Source organism: Chitinophaga eiseniae (genome assembly GCF_900167135.1).
Taxonomy (GTDB): Bacteria; Bacteroidota; Bacteroidia; order Chitinophagales; family Chitinophagaceae; genus Chitinophaga; species Chitinophaga eiseniae.
On sequence record NZ_FUWZ01000004.1, the window covers coordinates 210,828 to 235,615 of the forward strand.

18 protein-coding genes and 1 tRNA gene are annotated in these 24,788 nt (G+C 49.0%); 12 read left to right on the forward strand and 7 right to left on the reverse strand.

The window, feature by feature from the left end; all coding sequences use genetic code 11:
* Positions 1-8 precede the first annotated feature (8 nt).
* From aspT to B5D63_RS24665, 6 genes are all read left to right on the forward strand, one after another.
* A complete protein-coding gene (aspT, locus tag B5D63_RS24640) occupies positions 9-1,709 on the forward strand; it encodes an aspartate-alanine antiporter (RefSeq protein WP_078671537.1) in 1,701 nt (566 codons plus the stop codon).
* A gap of 46 nt (positions 1,710-1,755) precedes the next feature.
* Complete coding sequence (gene aspD, locus B5D63_RS24645; RefSeq protein WP_078671538.1) at positions 1,756-3,402, forward strand: aspartate 4-decarboxylase; 1,647 nt, start codon at positions 1,756-1,758, stop codon at positions 3,400-3,402.
* 30 nt (positions 3,403-3,432) lie between these two features.
* Positions 3,433-4,482: a type II asparaginase gene (locus B5D63_RS24650; RefSeq protein ID WP_078671539.1), complete on the forward strand. Its 1,050-nt coding sequence runs from the start codon at positions 3,433-3,435 to the stop codon at positions 4,480-4,482.
* Between the two features lie 272 nt (positions 4,483-4,754).
* Complete coding sequence (locus B5D63_RS24655) at positions 4,755-7,133, forward strand: ABC transporter permease (RefSeq protein ID WP_078671540.1); 2,379 nt, start codon at positions 4,755-4,757, stop codon at positions 7,131-7,133.
* Between the two features lie 44 nt (positions 7,134-7,177).
* Complete coding sequence (locus tag B5D63_RS24660; RefSeq protein WP_078671541.1) at positions 7,178-8,326, forward strand: putative sensor domain DACNV-containing protein; 1,149 nt, start codon at positions 7,178-7,180, stop codon at positions 8,324-8,326.
* Between the two features lie 16 nt (positions 8,327-8,342).
* Positions 8,343-10,388, forward strand: coding sequence for a TonB-dependent receptor (locus B5D63_RS24665; RefSeq protein WP_078671542.1), 2,046 nt, complete (start codon positions 8,343-8,345; stop codon positions 10,386-10,388).
* Between the two features lie 18 nt (positions 10,389-10,406).
* Here the strand turns inward: B5D63_RS24665 and B5D63_RS24670 are convergent, their stop codons facing one another.
* Positions 10,407-11,414: an RNA ligase (ATP) gene (locus tag B5D63_RS24670; protein WP_078671543.1), complete on the reverse strand. Its 1,008-nt coding sequence runs from the start codon at positions 11,412-11,414 to the stop codon at positions 10,407-10,409.
* Positions 11,415-11,501: 87 nt separating this feature from the next.
* Here B5D63_RS24670 and B5D63_RS35135 point away from each other — a divergent pair, with 87 nt between their 5' ends.
* The 3 genes from B5D63_RS35135 (at position 11,502) to B5D63_RS24680 (ending at position 12,921) form a co-directional block, all read left to right on the forward strand.
* Positions 11,502-11,642, forward strand: a complete 141-nt coding sequence (locus tag B5D63_RS35135; RefSeq protein ID WP_159456147.1) for a hypothetical protein — start codon at positions 11,502-11,504, stop codon at positions 11,640-11,642.
* 27 nt (positions 11,643-11,669) lie between these two features.
* Entirely contained in the window at positions 11,670-12,362 is a 693-nt protein-coding gene (locus B5D63_RS24675; RefSeq protein WP_143313072.1) for a DUF6630 family protein, read from the forward strand.
* Positions 12,363-12,429: 67 nt separating this feature from the next.
* Positions 12,430-12,921 (forward strand): DinB family protein, encoded by a 492-nt coding sequence (locus B5D63_RS24680; RefSeq protein ID WP_078671813.1) that lies wholly within the window; start codon positions 12,430-12,432, stop codon positions 12,919-12,921.
* 46 nt (positions 12,922-12,967) lie between these two features.
* Here B5D63_RS24680 and B5D63_RS24685 read toward each other — a convergent pair whose 3' ends face one another.
* A complete protein-coding gene (locus B5D63_RS24685; protein ID WP_078671545.1) occupies positions 12,968-13,435 on the reverse strand; it encodes an SRPBCC family protein in 468 nt (155 codons plus the stop codon).
* 367 nt (positions 13,436-13,802) lie between these two features.
* Here B5D63_RS24685 and B5D63_RS24690 point away from each other — a divergent pair.
* Positions 13,803-13,875, forward strand: a tRNA-Lys gene (locus tag B5D63_RS24690).
* A gap of 220 nt (positions 13,876-14,095) precedes the next feature.
* On the opposite strand, the gene B5D63_RS24695 is transcribed toward B5D63_RS24690, so the two are convergent.
* The 5 genes from B5D63_RS24695 to B5D63_RS24715 form a co-directional block, all read right to left on the reverse strand.
* Positions 14,096-15,076: a hypothetical protein gene (locus tag B5D63_RS24695; protein WP_078671546.1), complete on the reverse strand. Its 981-nt coding sequence runs from the start codon at positions 15,074-15,076 to the stop codon at positions 14,096-14,098.
* Between the two features lie 218 nt (positions 15,077-15,294).
* Positions 15,295-16,155 (reverse strand): alpha/beta hydrolase, encoded by an 861-nt coding sequence (locus B5D63_RS24700; protein ID WP_078671547.1) that lies wholly within the window; start codon positions 16,153-16,155, stop codon positions 15,295-15,297.
* Between the two features lie 192 nt (positions 16,156-16,347).
* On the reverse strand, positions 16,348-18,495 hold the full coding sequence (locus B5D63_RS24705) for an Ig-like domain-containing protein (protein ID WP_078671548.1): 2,148 nt from the start codon (positions 18,493-18,495) through the stop codon (positions 16,348-16,350).
* 259 nt (positions 18,496-18,754) lie between these two features.
* Positions 18,755-19,276, reverse strand: coding sequence for a hypothetical protein (locus B5D63_RS24710; protein WP_143313073.1), 522 nt, complete (start codon positions 19,274-19,276; stop codon positions 18,755-18,757).
* Positions 19,277-19,394: 118 nt separating this feature from the next.
* Positions 19,395-20,153, reverse strand: coding sequence for a glycoside hydrolase family 11 protein (locus B5D63_RS24715; RefSeq protein ID WP_078671550.1), 759 nt, complete (start codon positions 20,151-20,153; stop codon positions 19,395-19,397).
* Positions 20,154-20,530: 377 nt separating this feature from the next.
* Between B5D63_RS24715 and B5D63_RS24720 the strand changes: the two genes are divergently transcribed.
* Complete coding sequence (locus B5D63_RS24720) at positions 20,531-22,483, forward strand: family 43 glycosylhydrolase (protein WP_235021622.1); 1,953 nt, start codon at positions 20,531-20,533, stop codon at positions 22,481-22,483.
* Positions 22,484-22,577: 94 nt separating this feature from the next.
* Positions 22,578-24,497 (forward strand): alpha/beta hydrolase-fold protein, encoded by a 1,920-nt coding sequence (locus B5D63_RS24725; RefSeq protein ID WP_078671552.1) that lies wholly within the window; start codon positions 22,578-22,580, stop codon positions 24,495-24,497.
* Positions 24,498-24,788 lie beyond the last annotated feature (291 nt).

The following is a 24,788-nucleotide window of genomic DNA, read 5'->3' on the forward strand; positions in this document are numbered from 1 at the left end:
GACCATTTATGCAGTGGATTACTCATGTATTGCAGCAATACCCTGAACTGGCTATCTTCCTCACTATCGCACTGGGCTTTGCTATCGGACCATTAAAAATCAAAACCTTCAGTCTTGGTACAGTTACGGCAGTACTGCTGGTCGGCGTGCTGGTAGGGCAACTGAAGATCGATATTTCTTCCACGGTGAAGTCTGTATTTTTCCTGATGTTTCTGTTTGCTGTTGGATATAGCGTAGGGCCACAGTTTTTCCGCGGACTGAAGAAAACAGGGCTTCCGCAGATGGGGTTCGCCGTGCTGATGTTGCTGAGCTGCCTTATTTTTCCCTGGCTCTGCGCGCGTTTTATGGGCTATAATATGGGACAGGCGGCAGGGCTGCTGGCGGGGTCGCAGACCATCTCCGCCGTGATCGGTGTAGCGGGGGACACGATCAACGGGCTACCGCTGACTGCTGCGCAGAAGACTGACTACAACAATGCGATACCTGTTTGTTACGCGGTGACCTATATATTCGGGACTGCCGGTTCCGCATGGGTGCTGGCCAGCCTGGCGCCGGCCATGCTGGGAGGCCTGGAGAAAGTGAAAAAAGCCTGTAAAGAGCTGGAAGCCTCCATGGGCGCCGGCGATGAAAGCTCGCAGCCTGGCATGATCTCCGCCGACAGGGTGGTGATTTTCCGTGCTTATACTGTTACGGCCGACTGGTTTGGTGACGGTAAAACAGTACAACAGCTGGAAACGCATCTGGCAGAGGAGCATGCAAGGCTGTTCGTGGAGCGGCTGCGGCAACAAAACAAATTGATAGACGCCAGGCCCGACGTGGTCATCCGTAAAGGAGATAAAATTGTTTTGAGCGGCCGCCGGGAAGACCTGATGGGTGAAAGAGGGTTGATAGGCCCGGAGGTGCAGGACGCCGAACTGCTGCATTTCCCGGCAGAAGCGTTACAGATACTGGTAGCAAAGAAAAACATTGCCGGGATGAAAGTGGGTACGCTGAGAGCACAACCCTACATGCACGGTATCTTTATCCGCAGTATCAAAGCGGCAGACATTGAAGTTCCGGTAATGCCCGACACCGTGCTGGAAAGGGGAGATGTGCTGGAGCTGGTAGGACTTAAAAAAGAAGTAGACAAAGCTGCCAGGGAGATAGGCTACGCTGACAGGCCTACGGAGAAAACAGATATGACTTTCGTGGGGCTGGGTATCGTGATAGGCGGATTAATAGGGGTGCTGACCGTACGTATCGGCGGCGTGCCTATCAGTCTTAGTACCAGTGGGGGCGCGCTGATCATCGGCTTGGTGTTCGGCTGGCTCCGCTCACAGCACCCTACTTTTGGACGCATTCCAGCACCCGCTTTGTGGGTGATGAACAATGTGGGGCTGAATATGTTTATAGCTGTAGTAGGCATCACCGCCGGCCCTGGTTTTGTGGATGGCTTCAAACAGGTAGGCGTCAGTCTTTTCCTGGTAGGCGCAGTAGCCACTACCTTACCCCTGCTGGCAGGGGTGTTGATGGGTAAATATATTTTCAAATTCCACCCCGCATTGATACTGGGCTGCACTGCCGGCGCGCGCACTACTACTGCCGCCCTGGGCGCTATCCAGGATGCGGTGGACAGTAAAACGCCTGCCCTCGGGTATACGGTTACCTACGCTGTAGGTAATACGCTGCTGATCATCTGGGGCGTGGTGATTGTCATGCTGATGCGATGAAACCCGTATCAGATAGTAGTCAGTGATCTCCCAAAAACATTATCGTATGGCCCTCACAAAAATTAAAACCAGCAGAAAAAGAGAACACCTGCTGGAAAGCCTGAGCCCTTTCCAGCTAAAAGACGATCTGATAAACCTTGCAGAGGACGAAAGCCGCAAATCGGCCACCGTGATGCTGAACGCCGGAAGGGGCAACCCCAACTGGGTAGCAACAACGCCCCGGGAGGCCTTCTTTACCCTCGGGTTGTTCGGTATCGAGGAATGCCGCAGGGTGATGGACAATGCAGAGGGCCTGGCCGGTATCCCGGAGAAAAAAGGCATCGCTAAGAGATTCGAAAAATTTCTATCCACCAATAAAACCGCGCCGGGGATAGACCTGCTGCAGAAAGCGTATAAGTATGGCCTCAAACAACATGGCTACGACGCCGATGCCTGGGTGCATGAGCTGGCGGAAAGCGTGATCGGCGATCAGTACCCCGTGCCGGACAGGATGCTGGCACATATGGAACCTATCGTGCACGACTATATTATCCAGGAGATGTGCAACAACGAACCTCCTGCCGGCAAATACGACCTCTTTGCGGTAGAAGGTGGCACGGCCGCTATGTGTTACATCTTCGATTCGCTGATGCAGAACTTCCTCATCAAAAAAGGAGACAAGATCGCTTTGATGGTGCCGGTGTTTACGCCTTATATCGAAATACCGGAGCTGGACCGCTACAGTTTCAAAGTGGTGGAGATCAAGTCCAACACGATGAACAAAGACGGGCGTCATACCTGGCAGTACCCCGACAGTGAGCTGGAGAAGCTGAAGGACCCGGCTATTCGTATATTGTTTACCGTGAACCCCAGCAACCCGCCGTCTTCTGCCATTCATCCGGATTCACTGAAGAAGATCATAAAAATCGTGAAGAAAGATAATCCGGGCCTGATGGTGGTAACGGACGATGTGTACGGCACTTTTGTCCCTGGCTTCAAATCCCTGATGGGAGCTATCCCCTACAATACCATCGGCGTATACTCCTTTTCCAAATACTTCGGTTGCACCGGATGGCGTTTAGGCGTGATTGCTATCCATCAGAAAAATATGTTCGATGACAATATCCGACGGCTGTCCCCCGCTGCCACCAAAACGCTGAATGAACGTTATGGCAGTATTACGCTGGAACCGGGAAAGCTGAAGTTCATCGACCGCATGGTGGCCGACAGTCGCCAGGTCGCCCTGAACCATACGGCGGGCCTGTCGTTGCCGCAACAGACGCAGATGATGTTGTTTTCCGCTTTCGCCCTGCTGGACACTAAAAATAAATACAAACAGCTCACCCAGGTGCTGGTGCAGAAACGGCTGAAGTTATTGTGGGATGAGCTGGAGATTCCGCTGGTGAAAGACCCGCTCAATGCCGGTTATTACTCCGAGATAGATATACAGGTGTGGGCCGGAAAAGTGTATGGCGACAAATTTTTTAAATGGTTACAACAAAATTTTGAACCGGTAGATATTTTGTTCCGGCTGGCGGAGAAGACAGGTGTTGTGTTGTTGAACGGTGGTGGCTTCGACGGTCCGGAATGGTCGGTGCGTGTATCGCTGGCCAACCTGCCAACTGAAGCTTACTCCGTTATTGGCAAGCGCATCACCGAAATTATGCGGGAATACGCCGGTGTATGGAAAAGTAACGGAACGTTGAAAAAATAATTTCCCCCCCCAACATTAAAAAGCGGTTGTATGAAAAAACTGTTATGTGTTATCTGTTCACTGATGATTTGTTTCGCGGTAAACGCGCAGAAGCTTCCCCGTGTGAAGATACTGGCCACCGGCGGTACTATTGCCGGCAAAGGCGCGTCAGCAGACCGCGCAGCCTATAAGGCCGGCTCACTGCCCATCAAAGACCTGATCGACGCGGTGCCGGGTATTGACAAGGTAGCGGAAATTTCAGGTGAACAGATTTCCAATGTGGGCAGCCAGGACATGACAGTAGATATCTGGATCAAGCTCAACAAACGGATCAATGAGATCTTCAAAAACAATGAGGCCGATGGTATTGTGATCACGCATGGTACGGACACGCAGGAGGAGACGGCGTATTTCCTCAGTCTTACCTGCCGCTACGATCTGCCGGTGGTGCTCACCGGCTCTATGCGCCCGGCGACGGCCATCAGCGCAGATGGTCCCAAGAACCTCTACGACGCCGTAACAGTGGCCGCCAGCCCTAATTCCAAAGGACGCGGCGTGATGGTGGTGTTCAGCGAAAATATCTTCGACGGCCGTGGCGTGGAAAAAATCAGCACCACCCATGTGGATGCGTTTAAATCACCCAATGCTGGTCCGTTAGGACAGGTGTACGACGGCAAGGTGGTGTTCTATATGCATGATCTCCGCAAAGCGAATAAGAACACCCCTTTTGATATCACCGGTCTGGACAAGCTGCCCAACGTGGCGGTGGCCGAGCTGTATGCTGACGCGCCTTCTACCGCTATTGATGCTTATGTGGCTTCCGGCGTGGACGGTATTGTTGTTTCCGGTCTGGGTAACGGCAACCTGAACAAAGCGAATGTGGACGCGGTAACGCGGGCGGTTGCCAAAGGTGTGACCGTATGCCGCAGTTCGCGGGTGGTATCCGGGCGCGTAACGTTGTATGATGAAACCGACGACGCCAAGCTCGGCACGTTTGTGGCCGATGACCTGAGCTCCCAGAAAGCCCGTATCCTGCTGATGCTGGGACTTACGCAGACAAAAGACAAGAAGATATTACAGGATTATTTCTTTACGTATTGATACATCCCCCCAAAAAAGAGAGACCCTATCTGTAGGAGGCTGGCCCAAAAGGCCGGCCTCTTCGCTTTGAGAAAGATTACCTGGAAACCAGGAAAATATCTTTACTTATTTCCCGCTAATCCAGGCCGGAGGCGCTGGCCGGCGAAATGGCACGATGCCTCGGAAGCGAACATACACTGTATCAAAACCGGACACATTTTATTTATTTAAATATAAAAAAAGCTGGTTTAAAATCCTCTTCAGTTTGGCATTTTTCTTAGATTGTCACCGGCATGATCAAGAACTACTTCCTGGTTGCCTGGCGCAACCTCCTCAACAATAAGGGCTACAGTGCCATTAATATTTTCGGGCTGGCGGCCGGTATGGCCGTAGCCATGGTGATAGCGTTGTGGGTGGTGCATGAATATTCGTACGACCGGTTTATGCCGGACCGGGAGCGGATATTTCGTGTTCAGCGCAATTTTGACAGCAATGGCGATACGCTTACCTTTCGGACGGTTTCACTGAAACTGGCGCAGGTGTTGCGCAGCGAAATCCCGGAAATGGAGTATGTGAGCGAAACCGACTGGATGACCAAACACGCACTAAAAGCAGGAGAGCGCAAAGTGGTGATGAATGGTGGCGCGGTACAGGAAGATTTTCTGAAGATATTCGGCTTCCGGTTATTGCAGGGTAATGTGGCCTCTGTGTTTAAAGATCCTTTTTCCATCGTGTTGACGCAGTCTGCTGCAGAAGCTTTGTTCGGAAAGGAGAACCCGGTCGGCAGGATGGTCCGTCTTGATAATCAGCATGACCTGGCGGTGACCGGTGTTCTGCAGGATTTACCTGCCAATTCTTCTTTTCAGTTTAAATATCTTATCCCCTTCAACTTCCTCGATCAAACGAGTGCGTTTGTCAGGGAAGACCGTAAGAATGGTAGTTTTGGCAATAACGGCTACCAGCTGTTTGTTAAACTTCAGCCTGGTGTTAATGCCGGCCGGCTGGCAGCTAAAATCGCTTTCATCCAAAAACGGGAGAAGGAGAGTACGAATGCGCAGCGATCGACTGTGATTTTGCAGGCGATGGACCGCTGGCGTTTGTTCAGCGAATACAAGAATGGAAAAGAGGCCGGCGGTTTTATTGATTATATCAGGATATTCAGCGGTATAGGTATCCTTGTATTGGTCATTGCCGGTATTAATTTTGTGAACCTCACTACAGCGCGTTCTGAAAAACGTGCGCGGGAGGTGGGTATTCGCAAGGCGGTGGGTTCACGCCGCAGGTCGCTCGTGATTCAATTTCTAACAGAATCTCTTCTGTTGACTTTTATTGCCCTATTGTGCAGCTTCCTGGTAGTGGTGCTGGTATTGCCTGCTTTTAACAGGATTACAGGAGCGGTGGTCCGTGTTCCTTTTGAGGATGTTCGCTTCTGGGCCATTACATTGGCAGGCGTGTCTTTAGTGGGAATAGCGGCCGGTCTCAAGCCCGCTTTTTATCTTTCTTCTTTTAACCCGGTTAAAACAATGAAAGGAAGTTATAAAACAGGGACTTCCGCAGTATGGTCCCGCAGGGGGCTGGTGGTCGTACAATTCACCTGCTCTGTTGTATTGGTGATCAGTACAATGGTTATTTACCGGCAGATGCAATATGCCAAAGACCGGCCCACCGGTTTTGAAACAGACCGGTTAATGATGTCGGAATTAACCAGCGACATGTGGAAAAACAATGATGCCTTAAAGCAGGACCTGTTGCAAAGCGGACTGGTGAGTCATGTGAGCGTATCCTCCAGTCCACCCGTCAATATTGACTGGCACAGCGATCTGCAGGATTTTCCCGGTAAACTGGCCGGAGAAACAGTGGAGATGGGAATGGTACTTACCGCCGACGACTATGTAAACACGATGGGAATGACCATGAGCACAGGCCGCGATTTCAGACCAGGTATGTCTGATACGCTTAATGTGATATTGAACGAGGCGGCAGTAAAACGTTTACGTTTGAAGGACCCGTTAAGTGCTTCCATCAAATGGAATGACCAATGGTTTCGCGTGATAGGCGTTGTGCGCAATGCCCTGATGTTAAGCCCGTTTCAGCCGGCCGATCCCACATTGTTCATGAAGTCCCGCGGAGATGAGCGTTATCTGCTGTACCAGCTGGCGCCCGGTGTATCGCCGTATACTGCTGTAGACAAGCTGGGAGCCATTTTTACCAAACATAACCCCGCTTATCCTTACGTATATGAATTTGCAAACGAGGCTTATAATCAGAAGTTTCGCCAGGAAATGCTTACCGGCAGGTTATCCGGCATCTTCGCTGTGCTTGCCATCCTGATTTCCTGCCTCGGTTTGCTGGGATTGGCGGCCTACATGGCGGAGCAGCGTACCAAAGAAATAGGGGTGCGCAAGGTGCTGGGCGCTACGATCACACAAGTGTGGTTCCTGCTGTCCAAAGACTTTATTGTCCTGGTACTGGTCAGTTGCCTGATCGCTACGCCGGTGGCGCTGTATTTCCTGCAGCGCTGGCTGATGCAGTACGATTACCGCATCACGCTGGGACCGGGCGTATTCCTGCTGGCAGCCGTGATAGCGCTGGTGATAACGCTGGGTACCGTCAGCTTCCAGGCCATCAAAGCGGCCATGGCCAACCCGGTGAGGAGCCTCCGCTCTGAATAGAGCGGCTTTGCGTATATTTATGCCTGAAAATAAGAGAAACGGGCATGGCACTGACAACAGAATCAACATACCAGGCAGCATCAGCAGTAGCCGACATTATAGAAGCACATTTTATTAAACACCTGGAAACTGCGCAGGCGGAAGGCGTCGACAACCTGGCGTCGGTACCGTCGGCGCGTGTGGTGGAGAAGATCATCGACGTGGCTTTCTGGGCCAGCCTGCGCCGGGAGGAAGGCAACGCCACCCGCATGTCGCTGGCGTTTGTCAGCCCCGAACAGGCCGGCAAGCCGCTGCTGTTTGAACAGCCGCTGCCACTCACCCCGCAGGTGCTCACCAAACTGGCGCCCGGCGTGGAAAGGGCCGGCATACATGTCGGCATTTGGTTCAACGGGGAAGAGCTGTGCATCTGGGGCACTACCATCAAACTGCCTAATTTCTGCTTCGTGCTCGACGTATCGGAGCCGGGACTGCTGGTGGTAAAACACCGCCGTATCATGGGGCTGGGCAAGTTCACCAACGTGGCCATGCTTAAAGGCGACCAGATAAAAGTGGTGGACGAGAATTCCGGTAGTACCACCTGTAGCCCTTCACTGCTGAAATCCCTCCTTGGCGTGGATTCCTCTTCTCTCTGGAACAATCCTGAAAACGTACTCATACAGATCGCCGTGTCCATGCGGGCGCACAAGCGAGGCGGCATCCTGCTGGTGGTGCCCGACAAGAACGCCTCGTGGAAGGAGTCGATCGTGCAGCCGCTGCAATACCCGATATCGCCGGCTTTTGCGGGCGTGGCGGACCTGATCCGGCAGGAAAGTTCTACCGTCAGCGAAATTTTCTGGCAGAACGCACTGCGCCGCGAAGTGGAAAATATCAGCGGCCTCACCGCGGTAGATGGCGCTACCATTATCAATCAACATCATGAACTGTTGGCTTTCGGGGCCAAGATCACCAGGGCCGCTTATTCCTCCCCGGTGGAGAAAGTGCTGATGATGGAGCCGGTGATGGGCGGCAGTCCTTCTTATGTGCATCCATCTTCCATCGGTGGTACCCGGCACCTGTCGGCCGCCCAGTTTGTGCATGACCAACCGGACGCTATTGCCCTGGTGGCTTCGCAGGATGGCTATTTTACCATTTTTTCCTGGTCAGTACCCAAACAGATGGTACAAGCCCACAGAATAGATATCCTGCTGCTCTAACAGACAAATCAACCAGATGAAATTTCCTTTGCTGACCACTTTGTCACTGCTGTCTGCGTTGCCGCTGGCCGCCCAGCAGCAGGATACCCTGCATCGCCTGCCGGAAGTAGTGGTGAAATCCTATTTGTCAAAAGAATCCTTGTTGCGTATACCCACCGCCGTTAGCGTGCTGTCACCACAGCAGCTGGCGCTGCAGCAGGGAGCCTCTATGGTGCCTGCCTTCAACAGCATCGCCGGTGTGCGGATGGAAGAGCGTTCGCCCGGCAGCTACCGGTTGTCTATCCGTGGCAGCCTGCTGCGTTCTCCCTTTGGTATCCGTAATGTGAAAATATACATGGACGAAATACCCCTCACAGACGCGGGAGGTAATACCTACCTTAATCTGCTGGACCCGGTCGTGCTAAGCGGCGCCGAAGTGCTGAAAGGTCCTGATGGCAGCCTGTTTGGTGCTAACTCCGGCGGCGTGGTGCGCCTTGATGTGTTGCCGCCTGCGGGCGATAGCAGCCGCCTGGAGGCATCTGTACAGGGAGGCAGCTACGGCCTCTTTCATGCGGCGGCCGGCTACCGGCAACAGCTGGGCAACTACGGCTTTCAGCTGTTTCAGGGCTATCAGCAGGCCGACGGCTACCGGCGGAATACGACCATGAAGCGCTCGTATACGCAGCTGGGACAGCGCTGGGAATACAAACCAGGGTATGTGCTGAAGATGCTGGGTTTCTATTCCGATTTGGGGTATCGCACGCCTGGCGGACTAACGCTCGCGCAGCTGGACAAAGACCCGCGCGCCGCACGCCCTGGCTCCATGGCGCTGCCCGGCGCCGTGGCACAAAAGGCGGGTATCTATAACCGTACCGTGCAGGGCGGACTGGTACACGAAGCGCAGTTCAGTCCCCGCTGGCAACATGTGGTGGCCGTATTCGGGGCTAACACCCATTTTGAAAACCCGTTTATTACCAACTACGAAGCGCGGGATGAAAATACCGCCGGTTTCCGGACTTATCTTTCATGGATCAATAAACCGTCAGCCTCTCCGCTGCAGTGGAGGTGGCAGGCCGGCATGGAATGGCAACGGACGGTGTCCGATATCATCAACTACGATAATGACAACGGCGTCCGCGGCGCAGAAAGGGCTGCGGACAAACTGACGGCCGGCCAGCGCTTTTATTTCAGCCGTTTCCATGCACAGCTGCAGCGCTGGACATTGGAGGCTGCCGCCAGTATGAACTACTATCACTACACCTATAACCGTGACGGCAACACGAAAGTAGCTTTTACGCCGCAGCTGATGCCGCGCCTCTCTTTATCGTACCTGATCAATGAGCAGTTGACGGGCCGTGTGACCGTGAGCCGTGGTTATTCTCCCCCGGCTACTGCGGAAGTGAGGGCTTCGGATAATGTGATCAATACTGCGCTGCGTCCGGAAACAGGCTGGAACTATGAAGCGGGGGTGCGGCTGCTGCCACTGTCGCGCCGTTATTCCCTCGATCTGACCGGGTTTCATTACTGTATGCAAGACGCCATCGTGCGTAAGCTGCGGGACAACGGGGCAGAATTTTTCGTCAATGCCGGCGGTGTCAACCAGACAGGCATAGAGGCGGAAGGAACGCTGCAGCTGCTGACGCCGCGTTCCCGCGGTTTGGTACGCGGACTGGAGCTGCGTGGGAGCTATACGTGGAGTGACTTTTATTTCAGGGAGTATGTCAGCAGTGGTAAGAATTTTTCCGGCAACCGGGTGACGGGCGTGCCGCGCACGGTGGTGGTGTCCGGGCTGACCATGTATTTACCCAAGGCCGTGTATGTATATGTAGCTCATAATTACACCAGCAGTATTCCGTTGAACGACGCCAACAGCGCCTATGCGCGTGGTTACCATCTGATGCAGTGCAAGGCGGCGTGGCAGTTGCCCATCTCCGGAAAGTGTAAAGTCAGTGTACAGGCGGGGGCAGATAATTTGTTAAATCAGTCCTATAGCCTGGGTAATGACCTGAATGCCGTAGGGGAGCGGTATTACAACCCGGCGCCCGGCCGTACTTACTTTGGGGGTATAAATGTGGCGCTGTAATCCCTACAGCGCCCCGGTCTATTGCTCGTTGAGCAGAAATTTATTGGATATCACTTTGAAGGATATACGTTTATCCGCGGAGCGGACCACCAGTCCTTCGCGTTCTACCTGTTTGCCTGCGGGACTTAGCAAAGAAGTGCCTTCGGCCGCCAGCAGAAGCTGGTCTACCGTGTCCGGCAGGGTGAAAGCTGAATCCAGTACAGGCACAAGTTCCAGTCCCAGTTGCCCGGTCATCTCCCGTAAAGCGGGCAAAGGAAGGTAAGCGTAGGTATCGATATCAAAGGCGTTAAAAAAACGGATGGTTTGATCTTTGATACCGTAGGGGTTTCCCTGTATGCCTTCTCCGATCAGTTCTCCCTGCAGGGCGATGTTTTTGCCAAGGGCTGCCAGTTTAGCCGGCAGTTCCAGCTGATGGGCGATTTCCCAGAAGGTGTTGTTGGCTGTTTCCAGCAGGTCGAGGTTACGGGAGCATACGCCAAAATCACCATCGCGGTAGTAGAAGGTGGCAGAAGAACCGTCCAGTTTCTCCGTAACGTAGAAGGTTTCTTTTTTGTATGCTTCATATTCCGCGCTGAGGTTCTGAATACGTTCCTCATCTGTTTTCGGGATGAAGGAGGGGAAGCTGCCTTTTGCCATACCCGCCAGGGAGGCCGGGACCGGAGGTTCGTATTTTACGATGCCCAGTCTGGCAGACACATCTTCTCCCAGCGTGTAGTCGTATCCGTTTAATACAGATGCTGGCAGGAGCAGGCCTTGTGAGATCTGTCCCCGCAGTTTCATGGTTTTGAGGCGAAAGCCGTTTTGTTCGCCCATTGTCCGGAAGGAGCTTTTACGCAGGAATTCAAATTCCGGTTTTTCCGGCAGGAAGGCATCTATTTCGCAGTACACCGCGAAGTCGCCGATGCGGAATTCCTCTTTTTTAACGACCAGTTTCCATCCTTTTACAGTGGCTACAACTATCAGGTCAGCCCCGGGTATGGGCTGGAGGTCGTCTATCATCACGACAGACGCCAGTTTACGTTCCATGGGGTAAGTATGATTTAAGGTTAACAAAAATATATAAGCGCGCAAAGATATATGTTTTTTTTATGGAGATGCATTTAAATTTGCCGGATGAGCGAGCATATTCTGCAAACAAGATACGTTGAGAAGCTGGTGCGGGCGCTGGAGAGCGAGCCGGGGAGGCATATCCATCTGCCGGTAAGAGGGTTAAAGGGAGACATCGTGGCTTCTTTGGTGGACGGCAGTCCCTAGCTGGCCGCGGTGCCGGAAGGCGTGCAGTTGAAGTTTGACACAGCCCTGAAAGTACGGTATCCCGCAGATCCTGTGGAGGTGTTTCATGTGTTTACGGGGCGGGAGCCGGTAGCGTTTCACCAGGAGCGGCTGCTGACGGGTGTTAACGAACACCTGGAGATAGCGCTCATTGCGTTGTTGCGCGAGCTGCATATCGCCATCGCGCGGGCCATTGAGATTCCGGAGCTGTTGCGTCAGCGGTCCGCCGAAGAGGAGCTGGCGGACCTTCGGGAGCTGATAACCCTCTTGACGCCGGGCGTGTATGCCGACGATGCCGACCTGGACACGATTGCCCATGCGCTGTACCTGGCGTGGAGCGCGCCGTCGTCTTTTGCGGCATTCCACCCGGAATTTATGGAAGATGAAGACGGGGAGGACCTGTTTCTTTCTGTGCTGATAAAAGCGGCGCCGGTGGTGCGGTGTCCTTTGTTCCCGACGGCGGCCGGGCTGGAGGAGTGTGTGAGTGAGCTGACTGGTGAGGATTTTAACCTGCCAGCTTCGCTGCAGGGGCCGGTGCTGTTTGCGCAGGCACAGGCGCAGTTGCGGCCGATGGACTGGCAGCTGCTGCATATGGACATCTCCCCGGAGGATTATTACCTGCTGGTGGTGAAATCCGCTGCAGTGGCGCGTGTCATTACCCTGGGGGAGCGGTTTAATACCGCGTTTAAAAATATTTTCTGAGGCTGCTGACATAGGGTTGTCACACCCCGGTTTTTACTTTGTTTTCAGAAAACAAAACGTAACTACCATGTCTGTGATTCAAGCATTACTGAAAGAAATGAACGAGGAAGCAGTGACTTCCCGTAAGATGTTGTCCCGCATCCCGGAGGACAAATACAACTGGCAGCCCCATCCCAAAAGCATGACCATGCTGCGGCTGGCTACCCATGTGGCGGAGCTGCCCGGCTGGGTTACCATGACGCTGAACACGCCTGAACTGGATTTCTCTAAAATGGACTATAAGCCGGCGCCTGTGAAGAACACGCAGGAACTGTTGGCGTATTTCGAGGCCACCCTGGAGGACGGGAAAAAGCACCTCGAAGCCGCCGATCCGGAGCAGCTGAAAGAGCTATGGACGTTACGGGACGGAGACCATGTGATCAGTACCAATACCAAGGCGGAAGTGATCCGGATGGCGTACTGCCAGATTGTGCACCACAGGGCACAGTTGGGCGTGTACCTGCGCCTGCTGGACATACCGATTCCCGGCAGCTACGGGCCAAGTGCTGACGAGAACTGATGCCAGAACGCCTTTCTGCCGGTACGGGCCCCGGTGGAAAGGCGTTTTATGCTGAACAGTACTGAATGAATTTATCCAGGATGAAATCCCATCCTTCGGGGTTGTTCATCGCTTCCCTATACCAACCGCCTTTCTGTCCGTGCCGGGCAAAATGCCGGTGTCCGAAATCGATCCTTGTTTTCTGATCGCTCTCTTTAAAAAAGTGGAGGAACACTTCACTGGCTTTGTCGGGGTCTGGCTCGGGCGTTCTGTCAGGGCCTATCTGCCATAAAAAGGCGATGCTTTCCCCTTCCGTAATGTAAATAACCCGGCCCCAGTCGCACCGGAACTCATTGGGTCCTGTCTCCGTACAAAGGCCGTTGACCGCCGGATGAATGCGGAAGTTCAGCAGTTTCTCGCCCGACCAGGTATAGGCTTTGGGCCACCATTCATTGATTTCGTAGACGAATTTCGTATAGGCCTGGTCCGGGGGTACCGGTACCTGCAGGTGCCTGGTGATATTTGGTATTTCCATGATCGTTTTTGCGCAATTTTCAGGCCGGAGTATTACGTCCTTTACAACTCCAGGGGACTGCTTCCGGTAAGTGCCTTTGCCTCCCTGGCAAAGTGGGAAAAATCGGTGTAACCGAAATCTTCATAATAGAAATTATAACCGCGGGACCTGTACCCCTGCAGGGCTTTTTTAAAGCGGATGTGTAATGGCTTTCAGCATAACATCGTGTTTTCCCGTGAGGGCAATAATAGCTTGCATGGTATAAAAGTACGGCGGCCTTTCGGGGCGATTGGTGTAAAAAACTTACATTCTATGCACTGGGAATCAAATATTTATTTTGTGAGATGAATTATTTTTCTATCTTTGCAGTCCTTTAGAAAAAGGGAATGATTCCGTAGCTCAGTTGGTAGAGCAATACACTTTTAATGTATGGGCCCTGGGTTCGAGTCCCAGCGGGATCACAGACAACTTTTAAAACCTGCGCTGGTCGCAGGTTTTGTTTTTTTAGTTGAGGGTTTAGTTGAGTTCCTTTTGTATAACCCTGATTTTTTTTCTGTACTTTGTACAGATTTATCAATTTCTAACGGTCTTTGATAACAGTGCCGACTCTAAACAGTTGTTGTGCCGTTTACACCAATTGCTTAATAGTCTCAATAATTTACTGCAATAATTTATTGCTGCTTAATGGGGGTGTATCGGGATTTTTCCTTTAATCCACATTGAGCCCTCAAGATAAAAATTCATCCCCGTTTTCTGCTGAATATCAACAAGCTTGTTGGTCGTTTCAATCGAACGCATCCCTATATCCCGGCGTAATTGGTCTGATCGGGCGACATCCTTTTGGGTGAGCGTATTAAGGTAGCCATAAGATTTATCTTTGTGCTCGGAGGTAACTGTTATTCTCCATTCTTCAATCACTGCAAAATCATATGGTGACAACTCACCCGATTGTATTGCTTTCAATAGCAGTGGTCTCAGAGCTTTATAAAGGGTATCATTCCTGTTATATTTAGGTGAAATTGAGTTGTGATGACTTAGTATGGTCCATGCCCAAAGCTGGTTACCGATCAGTTTTTCGCCGGGATAACCTTTTTGAGCCAATATTCTGCGCAACCGGCGCATATGCCGTTCACTTTGAGGGGCGAATTGTTGAAGTAAAAACGTATCCTGCGACTTCTCATCATTTATGCGGAGATTTATCTGTGCCAGCTTTTGGTCCTGGATAAACATTTCGTGAACTTCGTTCTTAAGTTGATGGTCCAATTTGTTGATGTAAGCATGTCGTAAAGTATCATATCTTTTCAGCAGTGAATTCCATTCTGATTTGTGTTGTAGCGATTGAAGGAAGCGATTATTTTTTATATCTGTCAAACTCAGGCCATCTGCTATTCCCCTGGCTAAATAGTGAAATGCCTTTTGTTGATTTCCAATATAAAGTGCAAGCTGGGCTGCCACTTTATAGTCCCGCAGAAATACATAATTATAATCCTCAAATACGGAATCCATTGTGGAAAGAGCTTCGGCGTATTTCTCGGAGGTAATCAGTATCTCGGCCTGGATGATACGCTGATAGTAGGCCTCATAATTGGAGGACTTTTGTGCTGCAACGCTAAGTGTATCAAAGATGATCAAAATAAAGAGAAGGAATCTTAGTTTCAGCATAAAGGACATTAAACAAAATAAATATGAGGTGTTTTTACTAAGCTATAGAAGTTTAAACTTGCAACTGCTGCTACCTATATGTGTTCAATCGTATATCGTTAATCAAATTTAATATTCTTTGTTGAAAAAAGATAAATTGACGACCTTAAGGAGGACGTTGCTATATTGGAAAAGTAAAGTCCTTGTTTTGCTTTTTAAAAGTACCCATCGCAAGTCACTTACCGGAAAGTCCACTGCAAGCCCTTCACGAAGGTTGGCAAAGGGGTGTCCATATGTTCCAGATTAGAATAGACTTCTCCATTAAACGCTATATTCCCTTTTGATTTTAATGAATTGCGGAGGGAAAGTAAGGCTTCATCAATTTTAAGGGTTGTCGAATCCTTATTGCTTTCGTCATTTTCAAGTCCCCCGAATGTGGTATATAAAGATATCTTATTACCATTATACTGTTTTACTTTTTCAAACTCCCTCAAAATATAATAATGATTGTAATGAATTGAAGGGCTTGCAGCAATAAAACCCTGAAAAAGATTTTTTCCGGAAAATAATTGTTGTTGGAGAGCATATAGGGTAAAATACCCTCCCAGTGAATGTCCCATTAAAATCCGTTTATCTTTATCTATATTATAATTGGTGTCAATGTTGGGAACTAGCTCGTTGTATATAAATGATAGAAATTTATCAGCTTTTCCACTGGTTGTCATTTCATATTCAGGGATTGCTGCAGGATAAGTATAATCTCTATTCCGCAATGAATCCATAATCGAAAAATCTTTATATCCAATGCCTATAAGTATCGCAGATGAGAGCAGACCCACCTCACTATATTTTTTTAAAATCGCGGAGTAGATATCGAAATAGAGATTTGCATCCAGAATATAGATTGAAGGATACTTCTTATCTTTTGTATAATCTTCCGGTAAACTTATAAAAATCGAAAAACTATCACTTACAGATTTTGAAAAGAAATTCATGGTGGAAGTGGCGGTCTCCATTTTTTTTATTCCTGTGTTATTGTCGTAATTACTCATACAACCGGTGAGCAAAATCGTAAGTATAATGAGTTGTTTTCTTACCATGTGAAGGAGGGTTCTTGTGGATAATAAGGGTAATGTAAGAAAATAATTTTTCAGAAAAGATGAAAGAAACGTTAAAATTACATCTACTGCGATATAACACACGATGTGAATTTCTGCCAGTGAGTCTGATTTTGAAAAAGTCCGATTAAAAGGGCCTGGAGGTGCGAGGTCAGGCCCTGAATTTCTGTTATGCTATTTGTTTATGATCACTTTTCCAATCAGTATTTTCCCCGTCTTTATCCGTAGCTGGATAATATAAGTACCGGTTGACATAGATGCTGGCAGCTGTATATAATTAGCTTTCAATACGCTTTGATAAACAGGTTTACCCTGAAGGTCATGTATGCGGATAATACTGCCTTCCAGGCTCTCTTTATGGCGTATCTGAAGCTGTCCGGAGGTTGGATTGGGATAACATTCGAGTGATTCCGTTGAAGTAACGGCGGTTTTCCTGACGGACAGGCATTGGCTAACAATCACTTTTACCGGTTTTCTTACCGGATATTCACATTCGTACCCGGCACTTGCATAATAGGTCGTGGAGGTTGGTGGACTGACTTTGAAATAGTTACCTGTAAATAATAAATTCCCTCCTATTGGTGCGTCGTACCACCTGATAATTGATAATGTAAATACAGGAACAAATGCGTGTAATGTGGTGCTGTCATTCAGGCAGATATTAATGCTGTCTGCATCAACACTGGGGAGTTGAGAGGAGCCGCCCATGTTATAGGATTTATAAATGGTATCAGACCTGCATCCGGAAACAGGATCAACTGCCTGAACGGAAACATCAACCTGGGATGGAACCGGAGGTAAGAATGCAGGGGTCGTGATATCACTGCTATTGGTTATCTGATAAGCGGTGTCAAGAAATATACCTGAGAAATTTTTGTACAATATATGCACGTAATAGTTGAAGCCCGCCTGGTGGTTTTGAACCGTTAATGTCTGACGGCCGCAAACCATTCCCTGGGGAACGGTATATACCGGGTCAGGTAATTTGCGGACTACAGCGGTTGCCGGGACGCGGACAGGATATTCACATTGATAGGCAGCCGCAACATAATAGGTGGTTGTGATGGAAGGGCTCACTTTGAAATACTTTCCGGTGCCAAGTAGCTGACCTCCCGAAGGGGCATCATACCAACGAATAATGGCAATATCATCACCAGGATCATCGTGGATAAAGGCATGAAAAGTAACACTGTCCCCTTTACAAACAATGATACTGTCTGCGTCCAATGCTACATAGGTGGCATGTCCGCCGATACTAAATGTCATATGTACACTGTCCGACTGGCAACCGGTGAGGGCGTTTACTGCCTGTAAATAAACGTCCACATTAGCATTGAAGAAATAAGCAATGTCTGCTACATTCACAACGCCACCGTTGGTTACCGTATAGGAAGTGTCTTTTATGAGACCAAATAACCCGGAATATTTAAGACGTACATTATAATTTATACCCGGCTGATAATTAGATACTGATATCGCCGTATTACCACAAGCAATAGACTGGGGCACCGAGTATACCGGATTTGCAGGCCGGGGGGTGACCAGTACCTTTACCGGGGTGCGTTGACTGATACATCCTCCGCTTTCTCCTTCTACATAATAGGTTGTAGTAGTTGAAGGATTAACCGAAACGGAATAATCGCCAGAGTCAGATAAGATCAGGTTTCCCCCTGTTGCTGCATCGTACCAGCGGTATATTGTGTTGGCATTAGGGAATGGACGTATTATTGCAGTATTCCCCTGGCATATCGTAGTATCTTTTGCAGGTATGGTTGCTGGTGCTGGTAATGACTGTTTGCGCAATGCATAATATATCCTGAAGTTGCCCAATAATCCGGCCAAACCCACATTGTAGGTTATCATCACCCGGTCAAAGGATTGGGTTGGGCGTAATAAAATTTCTGCCTGGGTGTTATCTGGCAGAATATGTATTTGCGCCGGGGAGGGGGAGATTGAGTCGCTATTGGCGTCGCCGCCGTTATACGTGCGTACGATGATATTACTAAAGGCGCTGGCGCTCAATGAATAAGTGCTGGCCACTTTTATAATAAGTGAATCACAGCCGGCGCTTCCTGTGGAAGGGAAAATTAATGTTTGAGATAATTTTGCATTTAATAACTCCACTGGCACCATGAACTCCGAATAGTTGGTGTGGTCAGTATCAACGGCATTGTTAGGATTATTGATACTGCATAACAGGCATAAACCAGTAATGGAATTGGATTGGCTGTTCGCATATACAGTTTGTCCATGGCTGATGGAAGGGAATATTAATAATGACAGAAGTAGTATTGAATTAAACAGGTGTGAAAATATTTTCATATGGTAGGCTTTTAGTTGATAGGGTAACCGGAAGTGAGCTAGTAGTAATGGTTTTGGGGAAGACCAGGCTATAAAATCAAAATTCGTATATAATGCTGCATCTGAATTGCATGGCAGGATTTAAAATCAGTTTTAACCGGGCTTTGCTAGAAGGAATGCATGAAAAAGAAAGGTTACACCACGGCTACGTGATTGGTCGTTTGAAAATTGTAAACCTGATGTTTGACAAATAAGTAATTTGATGACGATGTCTGTAACGTCAGTTGTTGCTTTTTTTTAGCAGTTCTTCATACGCAGGCGCTTCTGTTTTTTCCACGCCATCAGAAATTTTTATTCCTGCTTTTTCAAATTCCCGGATTAATCTTTTATCGAAACCTGTAATGTAAGATGCAAAAGACAAAGAATCTTTTACTTCGGGAATCGCCTTAAAAGGAACATTCGGTTCTGTAAATCTATATAAAGTGGCTTTAGTACTATCGTTACCTTCAAGAAGTACAGAGTCGCCGTAGTCTGTGATCTTAGCTGCGTAATAATTTGTAAGGTATTTCAAAGAATCATTTTCTATTTTGTAAGGAAGCCCGAACCGGCCGACTTTCTGATTATAAAAAACGATGTGTTGCGAATCAATGTCAAATTCGCTATATCCATTTTCCATTGAAAATCTATGCCATTTTCCGATTAAATATTTTTTGTTTCCTTCAATGTTTTTAGGACTTGGTGAACCGCAGGAAGAAAGCGCAAAAATGAAGTATGCAAGAAAATAAGGTGTTGATCTCATCATAACAGTGGTTGAATAATTTTTAAGAGATATTTTTTAAATCCGGACAGAATATGGCGTATACAAATACTGCCTGGCTTTTGTCAGGCAGTATTTGTATCTCATTAATTTATACCGGCGTTTACTGCATCCAGATAGTACAGTTAATATTGCCATTGGTATTAGAGCCCCAGGTCTCTGAAACCATAATAGCCGGAATATTTAACTGGCCAAGCGTATATCCCAGGCTACTCCACTTGTTATAGTGGTTGGCAAAAGTAATGACGCGATTTTGTCCGGTTGCAACTTTTGAAACTCTGGAACTATAAATCTGCCTGAAGCCATCACCACCGTCAATATTTTTACCTGTCATCCAACGGGTCCATACGTTATAACCTGCCCCATCGCTTTCAAATGTGCCTAAATAAGTGCCGGTGTGAGGGGACACTGCGCCCCATGTTTCATTCACATAGTACTCATAATAAGGGTTTCTGCTCCATCCATACCAGCCGAAAGTACCACCACCGGAATTTGAATAAGTGCCGAGATTATATCCTATTTTGTAGGATGCAGCACCAACCGAATAGCCTTTGCCACACGTAAAATTGCCATTAAATCCGTTCCAGTTAACGCTGTAGTTGCCTCCCGGGCCGTTTGCGTAATTAACAATACCGGTAGCGCCATCACTTTTCCAAAGCGACCAAAAGAAGCCGTTATGTGTGCCCGATTGGTAGGATTCGGTCTTGGCTTTGGAATGGCGCTCATTACCAGCTACCCCGGTCTGGGTCTCCGCCTCTTTTTTGCAGCTTGTTAAAATTGCGGCAGCTGCGAGTACAATAATTGCTGCAGTGCTAAAAGTAACCATCCCGGTTACGCTTGTTAGTGGGTTTTGTTTTTTCATATCGTGGTTATTTTGTTAGAGAAGCAAAAAAAACATATTTCAAAATGGAACTATGCTAATAATCTCCAAATCTGTTGCACAAATGTTCATATGCTGTGCCTATGCTCCAAAACGTCACATTATTCATTGAAAGCATTGAGATTTCCACAGTATGGGAAAGGGCTTCCTGGGGTGTACCTGTCCATCCATGCGAAGGTTGGTCCTCTGGTATTTAACCGGGAGCGTTTGGGCCTGTTATGGTCCCGGACAAGACATTTTTACGCTTCATTTCAACATTTGTGGCAGTCTGCTGAAGGGGACAGGGGTATCTTGTCGTCACAAAATTTGTTTACCAAATGTTTTTAAGACCTGTTGCTTTTGTCTTTGTATGTTTAAATTTGATAATACAAAACGGCCTTGCCCGACAAAGTTACCCGGCACGGCAAGCCAATCCCGAACCCGTGGCGGATGCCGGCACTGCAAGTATTTACCCGGGGGTAAATACTTATGTCAATCCGGTGTTGCCTGGCGATCACCCGGACCCAACGTTGCTAAAAGTGGGTAATGACTTCTATCACTGCGGTTCCTCTTTCCATTTTAACCCCTATCTCCCCATCTATCATTCCAAAGACCTGGTACACTGGAAAGTGATTGCCCGCGTTTTGACGCCCTCCAATACGGGTATGGTCACGGACCGTCCGGGGACAGGCGTATGGCAGGGGGCCCTCACGTATTTTTACGGTTCTTATTGGATCTATTTTTCTTCACATGGACAATGGTTTGCGAAGGCGCCCTCACCGGCAGGGCCATGGTCCGCTCCGGTGCGGGTACAGGAAAATGTTCGTACTGGTCCGCTTGGTTATGATAACTCTATTTTTGTTGACGATGATGGAAAACCCTATATGTTGATTAAAAATGGCCAGAAAGTAAACAGGATACAGGCACTTGGTCAGGACGGCCAACTCACTGATTCTGTGATCAATCTGGACTGGATAAATGCCGGGTTACAGTACAGTTGGGCGGAAGGCCCTGTTATGTGCAAGCGTAATGGATATTATTATTATTTCCCTGCGGGCGACGTGTCCGGCGGTCAGTACGTTTTGCGGACAACAGCACTAACGGCAGATTCCTCTAAGTGGGAACGACTGGGCGATTTTTTCAAACCCATTACAGACCCGAATAATGTTTTCCCTCGCCCCAATCATATTTCGGCGCCTGTGCAGCTGGCGGATGGTACCTGGTGGACATTAGGTCAAAGCTATGAAAAGCATGGCGACGACGACTGGTCCGGTATGGGCCGGCAAACCTCCCTTTATCGTGTAGTCTGGGAAGGGGACCGCCCCTGGGGGGAGGCGCCGGTTAGCGGGCCTGTGGCAAAACCCGCACTGGATAATAATAACACACCCTGGCGTAGTGTGCATACGGATCGTTTTGACAGCGACAGTCTCGGCCCCTGGTGGCATTTCTTAACACAACCCGCCGCCGCAGCCTATTCGCTGGCACAGCGCAAAGGGTGGGTCCGCCTATCTCCTGATAGTGCCGGCGCACACCTGCTGCAAAAGGAAACAGACCATTATTATACGGCCGTTACCCGGGTAAGTGTGGTTTCCCCTGTTCCGGAGGCGCATGGCGGTATTTGTCTTACCAACGGAAAACAAAGTGTGGTTGCCCGTCTTTATTATGATCATGGCAATAGCCCGCGTATTGTATTGCAATTGGATACTGCACTGCGGGAAATGCCATATCACAAAGGAAAAGATGTGTGGCTGAAACTGGAACGGTTCGGGCACCGGTTGACCGGCTTCTTTAGCACCGATGGCAAACATTGGCAACAGGTTGGTCCGCCGGTGAATGCAACGCCTGTCGATAAAGCGCAGCCTGATTTTAACAGCTGGGTGGGGACCAGCGTCGGTTTATTTGCGGAAAAAGGCCCGGTCGACTTCCGTTTTTTTGTTTGTAAAGATGGATTCTCCCGACTGCCTGCGGTGGGAAGCAGCAATTATTACGGCATCAGCAAAATAAAACACGGGGACGAAATGACAGTTACCAATTCTTCTGTACACGGTGGATGGCTGATGATATCGGGTGTGGATTTTGGCGCTGCAGGTGAAGCAAAGACCGTTGAAATAGCGGCCAGTGCTATCAAAGGCGGCAAATTGGAGCTGTTCACCGACGACCTGGAGAGGGGCCGGCAAATCGCTGTGGTGCAGGTGAAGCCAGGAGGAAACAGGTTGCATACGGGCAGTTTGCGCCAGGTAACCGGGCAGCATGATCTTTTTATCCGGTTTCCCACCGGCTCCGCCGGAGATGTCATCATTCAAAACATCCGCTTGTTAAGAGCAGAAAAATAACAGGCTACCACCCGTTTTTGCTTTAATTGAGCAGATGATTATTTTATTTGTTTGAATGACATTTATTATTTTAACAACAGAAAAATTCCACGATATGAAAACTACAGTACTTGGTTTTTCCCTTTTTCTATTATTTACCATGCCGGCTTTTACACAAAACATGGTTGAACATGCAACGCCCGGTTTTGACACCCCGCGTGCAGCTATACCGCATGGCAGGATTGATACTGTCAGGTATAACTCCACAACAGTAGGTAACCAGCGCAAGGCATTGATATATACGCCCCCCGGATTTTCAAGACAGAAGAAATACCCGGTGCTATACCTGCTGCATGGCATTGGTGGCGACGAAAAGGAATGGTTAAACGGTGGCTCGCCCCAGGTGATCCTGGACAACCTGTATGCCGAAGGGAAAATTAAGCCTATGATCGTTGTTATGCCCAACGGCAGGGCTATGAAGGACGACAGGGCCATCGGTAACATCATGACGCCCGACAAAGTGCAGGCATTTGCTACTTTTGAAAAAGATCTGTTACATGATCTCATTCCCTATATACAAAAGAACTACCACGTGTATTCCGACAGGGACCACCGGGCCATTGCAGGACTGTCGATGGGAGGTGGGCAGTCACTGAATTTTGGCCTCGGTAACCTGGATAAGTTCGCCTGGATAGGTGGTTTTTCATCTGCCCCTAATACAAAAACACCGGAAGAGCTGGTGCCCGATCCCGTAGCAGCAAAACAGCAAATAAAGCTGCTGTGGATTTCCTGTGGCGCCAGTGACAGATTAGTTACCTTCAGCAGACGTACCCATGAATACCTGCAGAAAAACGATGTACCACATATTTATTATATAGAGCCGGGCGTACACGATTTTAAGGTGTGGAAGAACGGTCTGTATATGTTTTCCCAACTGATCTTTAAACCGGTGGATACCGCCACATTCTCAAAATATCCGGTGGCGGGCATGCCTGCTGAAACCAACGTGCGTACTGCGGGATATCCGCAGATATTGCCGGACCACCGCGTGATCTTCCGCGTAAAGGCGCCGGAAGCGCAGAAAGTGCAGGTCGACCTGGGCCGCAGGTACGACATGATGAAAGACACCGGCGGTTTATGGACGGTGATAACAGATTCCGTCAGCGAAGGGTTCCATTATTATTCACTGCTGATTGACGGCATGGCAATAGCAGATCCTGCCAGTAAAACTTTTTATGGCATGGGCAGAATGGCAAGCGGTATTGAAATACCCCTTACCGGCGATAACTATTATGCGTTAAGAGATGTACCGCACGGGGATATCCGTGTCAGCAAATATTTCTCGAAGGTCACCCGCTCCTGGCGGCAGTTGTATATCTATACACCTCCTGGCTATGATGTAAATACAAGTGGAAAATATCCTGTGCTTTATATTTTACACGGCGGCGGCGAAGATGAAACCGGCTGGGCCACACAAGGCAAGGCTGACCTGATCATGGACAACCTGATTGCTGCCAAAAAAGCCGAACCAATGCTGGTCGTGATGCCGGATGCTAACGTAGGCGGCGCTGCTTTCGATGAGTCCGGGCTGAAAACATTCGAGTCGGAGCTGAAGGATGTTATCATTCCCCTGGTAGAAAAAAAATTCCGTGTTGAAACCGTAGCGGCCAAAAGGGCATTGGCCGGTTTATCCATGGGAGGCATCCATACACTTTATACCGGTATCAGGAACACAGAACTGTTTTCCAGCCTGGGGGTATTCAGCTCCGGCTGGATACAACCCCGGCAGGGCGGTATTGCAGCAGCCCAGTACGATTTTATGGGCGCTAACGCAGCCATGATCAATAACAAACTGAAAGTACTGTGGATTGCAATGGGGGGAAAAGAAGATATTGCCTATAAGAACTGCCAGCTGATGCTGGCAAAACTGGATGAGCTAAATATCAAACATACTTATACCGAATATCCCGGTGGCCATACCTGGCCGGTATGGAGAAATAACCTGTTCAATTTTGCGCAGCAGCTCTTTAAATAATGGTAGTACAGGACATTAATATATACGGGAGGATATGCTGTTTATCGGTTATTTAAACATTATTGCTATCCTTTTGGAGATTCGTAGCATTGATATATACGTCTCTATTGTAGATTCGACTGTTGTTTTTTTAATTTCAATGTCTTCTGACTGATCTTCGACTGTTACGTTATGAAAAAAATTCCACTTAAACGTTAAATGATTACTTATGAAATTTCAATGCGCCCGGGTACCACGTCCCGCATCAACCAATATCAGTTTCATTCCTGACCAGGTAGTATCCACATCTCT

Bases quoted from the DNA above. Each gene is read 5' to 3' on its own strand.
- aspT (WP_078671537.1), top strand. From the start codon at position 9: ATGCAGTGGATTACTCATGTATTGCAGCAATACCCTGAACTGGCTATC.
- aspD (WP_078671538.1), top strand. From the start codon at position 1,756: ATGGCCCTCACAAAAATTAAAACCAGCAGAAAAAGAGAACACCTGCTG.
- B5D63_RS24650 (WP_078671539.1), top strand. From the start codon at position 3,433: ATGAAAAAACTGTTATGTGTTATCTGTTCACTGATGATTTGTTTCGCG.
- B5D63_RS24655 (WP_078671540.1), top strand. From the start codon at position 4,755: ATGATCAAGAACTACTTCCTGGTTGCCTGGCGCAACCTCCTCAACAAT.
- B5D63_RS24660 (WP_078671541.1), top strand. From the start codon at position 7,178: ATGGCACTGACAACAGAATCAACATACCAGGCAGCATCAGCAGTAGCC.
- B5D63_RS24665 (WP_078671542.1), top strand. From the start codon at position 8,343: ATGAAATTTCCTTTGCTGACCACTTTGTCACTGCTGTCTGCGTTGCCG.
- B5D63_RS24670 (WP_078671543.1), bottom strand. From the start codon at position 11,414: ATGGAACGTAAACTGGCGTCTGTCGTGATGATAGACGACCTCCAGCCC.
- B5D63_RS35135 (WP_159456147.1), top strand. From the start codon at position 11,502: ATGAGCGAGCATATTCTGCAAACAAGATACGTTGAGAAGCTGGTGCGG.
- B5D63_RS24680 (WP_078671813.1), top strand. From the start codon at position 12,430: ATGTCTGTGATTCAAGCATTACTGAAAGAAATGAACGAGGAAGCAGTG.
- B5D63_RS24685 (WP_078671545.1), bottom strand. From the start codon at position 13,435: ATGGAAATACCAAATATCACCAGGCACCTGCAGGTACCGGTACCCCCG.
- B5D63_RS24695 (WP_078671546.1), bottom strand. From the start codon at position 15,076: ATGCTGAAACTAAGATTCCTTCTCTTTATTTTGATCATCTTTGATACA.
- B5D63_RS24700 (WP_078671547.1), bottom strand. From the start codon at position 16,155: ATGGTAAGAAAACAACTCATTATACTTACGATTTTGCTCACCGGTTGT.
- B5D63_RS24705 (WP_078671548.1), bottom strand. From the start codon at position 18,495: ATGAAAATATTTTCACACCTGTTTAATTCAATACTACTTCTGTCATTA.
- B5D63_RS24710 (WP_143313073.1), bottom strand. From the start codon at position 19,276: ATGATGAGATCAACACCTTATTTTCTTGCATACTTCATTTTTGCGCTT.
- B5D63_RS24715 (WP_078671550.1), bottom strand. From the start codon at position 20,153: ATGAAAAAACAAAACCCACTAACAAGCGTAACCGGGATGGTTACTTTT.
- B5D63_RS24725 (WP_078671552.1), top strand. From the start codon at position 22,578: ATGAAAACTACAGTACTTGGTTTTTCCCTTTTTCTATTATTTACCATG.